Below are 3,192 nucleotides of genomic sequence, written 5' to 3'. Positions count from 1 at the left end.
CCTCAGCCCTATCCGAAAGGTGTATTCGAATGAAATCCACCAGGTTATCCCTCATCCTGTTCGTGTTGCTGTCTCTGGTTCTGGCGAGTGGACCCGCCACGGCCCGAGGCGGCGGCGGCGGACATGGCGGAGGGGGCGGTTTTCGGGGTGGCGGTGGCGGATTCCGGGGAGGTTGGCACGGGGGCGGAGGCGGATTCCGGGGCGGCTGGCATGGCGGAGGCGGCTACCGGGGCGGCTGGCACGGCCACGGCAGCCATTACCGTGGCTCTTCCAGCTTCGGGTTCTACTTCGGCTACCCGTTGGGCTTGTCCTATGGCTATGGCTATGGATACGGGTTCGGCTACCCCTATTACGGACGACCGTACTACTATCCCTACTATTACTCCGGGCCGACCGTGGTGGTGCCACCCACGCCGCCGGTCTATATCGAACAAAGCGCCAAGCCCCAACCGCAACCCATCGAGCCGAATGCCTGGAGCTACTGCGCCGAACCCGAGGGCTATTATCCCCATGTGAAGGACTGCGCCGGAGGCTGGCAGAGAATTGATACCCAACCCGCTGGTCAGGAGCCGGGTTATTGGTATTACTGCGCCGACCCGTCTGGTTATTACCCTTACATCAAATCCTGTTCCGCGTCCTGGCGGAAACTCATCCCATAATTGCAGGTCTCGCCATGATGACTATTCCGCGATGGTGGCCGCTGCTTCTCCTAATCGGGGGTTGCGCGACCATTCCCAAAGGCCCGAGCGTCTTGGTTCTGCCCGGCACGGGCAAGGCGTTCGCCCAGTTCCAAGCCGACGATTCGGCCTGTCGGCAATTCGCCTTTTCCCAGGCCACGGCCCAGCAGCCGGAATCGCGGAGCGAAGGCCGACAAAGCTATGACCTGGGGTATATCCAATGCATGTATGGCCGGGGGCATAAGATTCCGGTATCGGGGGAGGCCCGGTATGGCGACCGCCAGGACTGGCATTCGCCCCCGCCGCCCAACCTGCCGTCCCCGGATCAATGAATCCGTGGGCTGGGTTGAGGCTTTGCGGAAACCCAGGCCTTCCGCGTCGGATGCTGAATTTCGCGCCCCCAACCAGCCTATCGACTACGGATTTTCCTTCGACGGCCCGGCCATCGGGTCGATTCCCTCCAGTTCAATCAAATACGACAACGCCCCCTCGACCAGCGCCCTGGCCTGGGCCGTCGCCTGGTGCAGATGGGCGTGCAGGGCGGCGTCCCGTTCGTCGCGGTTTTCACAATCGGCGCTGTAGGACTCGAACGCGCTCAGCTTCAGCACTAAATCGGCGAGGTGATGTGGGCATTCGCAGCGCACCCGGGTGGGCAGGTTGGCGATGTTGGCGAGCATCGCCCCATCGAACAGCCGGGGCGGCGGCGCGGACTCGTCCGGGATGGACAGGGCCAGGACGTCCGAGGCCGGGTCGGGGGCGACTTGGCACGCGGCGGCGATGGTCCGGGCCGCGGCCGGACCCCGCACGGTGACGATGCCCAACCGGCGCGCCCGCTCGATTTCGGCGGAAGGGCCAAAGCCGTACACCACCACCGTCCGCCGCGCACCCGTGCGTTGCGCCAATTCCCGCAGCCGTTGGGCCGCTTCCGGCCATAGCGCGGGCCACTCGGCCAGCAGCACGGTGGGTTTCAGCGTCAGCGCGTCCTGTTCGAAGTCGGCATAGCTCGTGTGTCCGCCCACGATGTCCAGGGTCGGCAGCTCGTCCGCCCAGTTTTCCAATAGGAAGGGCAGCACCTCGCCATAGGCCAGCACGGACACTTTCTCGTCCGTCGGCGTGAGCTCCGCCGCCTGGGCGTGGACCCGCAGGCGTTCCCGCAGCGATTCATCCGGCAGGTGGATGACGGAACCCACCGCGTGGCCTTGGGCGACCAGTTGCCGGACCAGGATCAGCCGGTCGATATCGGCGCGGGTGTAGCTGCGGCGGTTATCCGCCGTGCGGCGCGGGGTGATGGCGCCGTAGCGTCGCTCCCAAGCGCGGAGGGTGTCCACCGGGATGTGGGTGAGGCGGGAAACGGCGCCAATGGCGAAAGTCGGTTCGGTGTTTGTGTCGGTAATCATGAGTGTCGAGCTTGGTTGTCTAGGTGATGTCCATGAATCTGTCTGCTGGGAACAGGATACCGCTAAAAATTATATTGACAAGTCCATTGCAAGGAAGATAATCATCAACAAGACCTGAACAAGACGGTTTTTTAACCTAAACATAAGCCGTTCAAAGCGCGGCCATGAAGGAGGCGGACATGTTGATGAATAATGAGCTCGACCCCGTGCTGGCCTTGGTTCTTTTCCGCGCCCCCGGGTGGCTGGCGCGATTGGATGTCAAGGCCGACGACCTGCTCACCCTCGGCTTCGTGGCCGTGCTGACCCTGTGCATCGCGTTGGAACTGCGTCGTCCCTTCCTGCGGCGGAGCCTCCGGGCGGTCAAGCATTCGTACCGAACCAACATGGCGACCTTTCTGTTCAACGAATTCACCCTGTCGCTGCTGTCGATCCCCTCGCTCTATTACATCGCCGACACCTTCTCCGGCCTGGGCCTCCTCAGCGGGCTGGCGCAGGGTCCGGTCAAGTTCCTGCTGTCCTTCATCCTGCTGGATTTCACCATGTACGCCTGGCACTACGTCATGCACCACGACGACATGGCCTGGGTACTGCACAAGGTCCACCACAGCGACCCGAACCTCAACGTCACCACGGGTCTCCGCTGCCATGTGGGCGAATTGGCGCTGGAGGTGGTGGTGCGGGCGGCGTTCATCATGGCCGTTGGCGTGGATACCGCGACCTTCCTGATCGGGCAAGGCATTGTCTGCCTGTTCACCCTGCTGCATCACGCCAATACCACCCTGCCCGGCGAGAAATGGCTGTCCTGGGTGTTCATCACGCCCCGTTTGCACCGGGTCCACCATTCCGTGCTGCGGGCCGAGCATGACAGCAATTACGGCGCGGTCTTCTCGGTGTGGGACCGGCTGTTCGGCACCTTGCAGGAGCGCGAGCCCACCGCCATAGGTTTGGCCGACGGGGGCGATCAGAGCTTCATCGAGTTGTTGAAATATGGTCTGACGGCGGGCACGGTGCCGGTCGAAGCGCCCGCGATGATTCCGGTGCGGGCGAAGCGGATTCGTCATTAGAGCAGTTATGGGGCGAGTCTGTGGTGGGAGTGGGCTTCAGCCCACGAACAGGCG

Annotated in this window: 4 protein-coding genes; 3 read left to right on the top strand and 1 reads right to left on the bottom strand. The window is 63.2% G+C overall.

Annotation, left to right across the window (positions count from 1 at the left end; translation table 11 throughout):
* The first annotated feature begins 29 nt into the window (after positions 1-29).
* Complete coding sequence (locus ACXWUF_RS21080; protein ID WP_458496520.1) at positions 30-659, top strand: hypothetical protein; 630 nt, start codon at positions 30-32, stop codon at positions 657-659.
* A gap of 14 nt (positions 660-673) precedes the next feature.
* Positions 674-1,009, top strand: a complete 336-nt coding sequence (locus tag ACXWUF_RS21075; RefSeq protein ID WP_458496519.1) for a hypothetical protein — start codon at positions 674-676, stop codon at positions 1,007-1,009.
* Between the two features lie 84 nt (positions 1,010-1,093).
* Here ACXWUF_RS21075 and ACXWUF_RS21070 read toward each other — a convergent pair whose 3' ends face one another.
* A complete protein-coding gene (locus ACXWUF_RS21070) occupies positions 1,094-2,074 on the bottom strand; it encodes a MerR family transcriptional regulator (RefSeq protein ID WP_458496518.1) in 981 nt (326 codons plus the stop codon).
* Positions 2,075-2,259: 185 nt separating this feature from the next.
* Here ACXWUF_RS21070 and ACXWUF_RS21065 point away from each other — a divergent pair, with 185 nt between their 5' ends.
* The gene (locus ACXWUF_RS21065) at positions 2,260-3,138 is read left to right on the top strand and encodes a sterol desaturase family protein (protein ID WP_458496517.1); all 879 of its coding nucleotides are present in this window, start codon (positions 2,260-2,262) and stop codon (positions 3,136-3,138) included.
* Positions 3,139-3,192 lie beyond the last annotated feature (54 nt).

The organism is Methylomagnum sp., from assembly GCF_054333355.1.
This window is presented reverse-complemented; position numbering and strand designations above follow the sequence as displayed.

What these genes read in the sequence shown, in the direction of transcription:
- ACXWUF_RS21080 (WP_458496520.1), top strand. Translation starts at nt 30, where the DNA reads ATGAAATCCACCAGGTTATCCCTCATCCTGTTCGTGTTGCTGTCTCTG.
- ACXWUF_RS21075 (WP_458496519.1), top strand. Translation starts at nt 674, where the DNA reads ATGATGACTATTCCGCGATGGTGGCCGCTGCTTCTCCTAATCGGGGGT.
- ACXWUF_RS21070 (WP_458496518.1), bottom strand. Translation starts at nt 2,074, where the DNA reads ATGATTACCGACACAAACACCGAACCGACTTTCGCCATTGGCGCCGTT.
- ACXWUF_RS21065 (WP_458496517.1), top strand. Translation starts at nt 2,260, where the DNA reads ATGAATAATGAGCTCGACCCCGTGCTGGCCTTGGTTCTTTTCCGCGCC.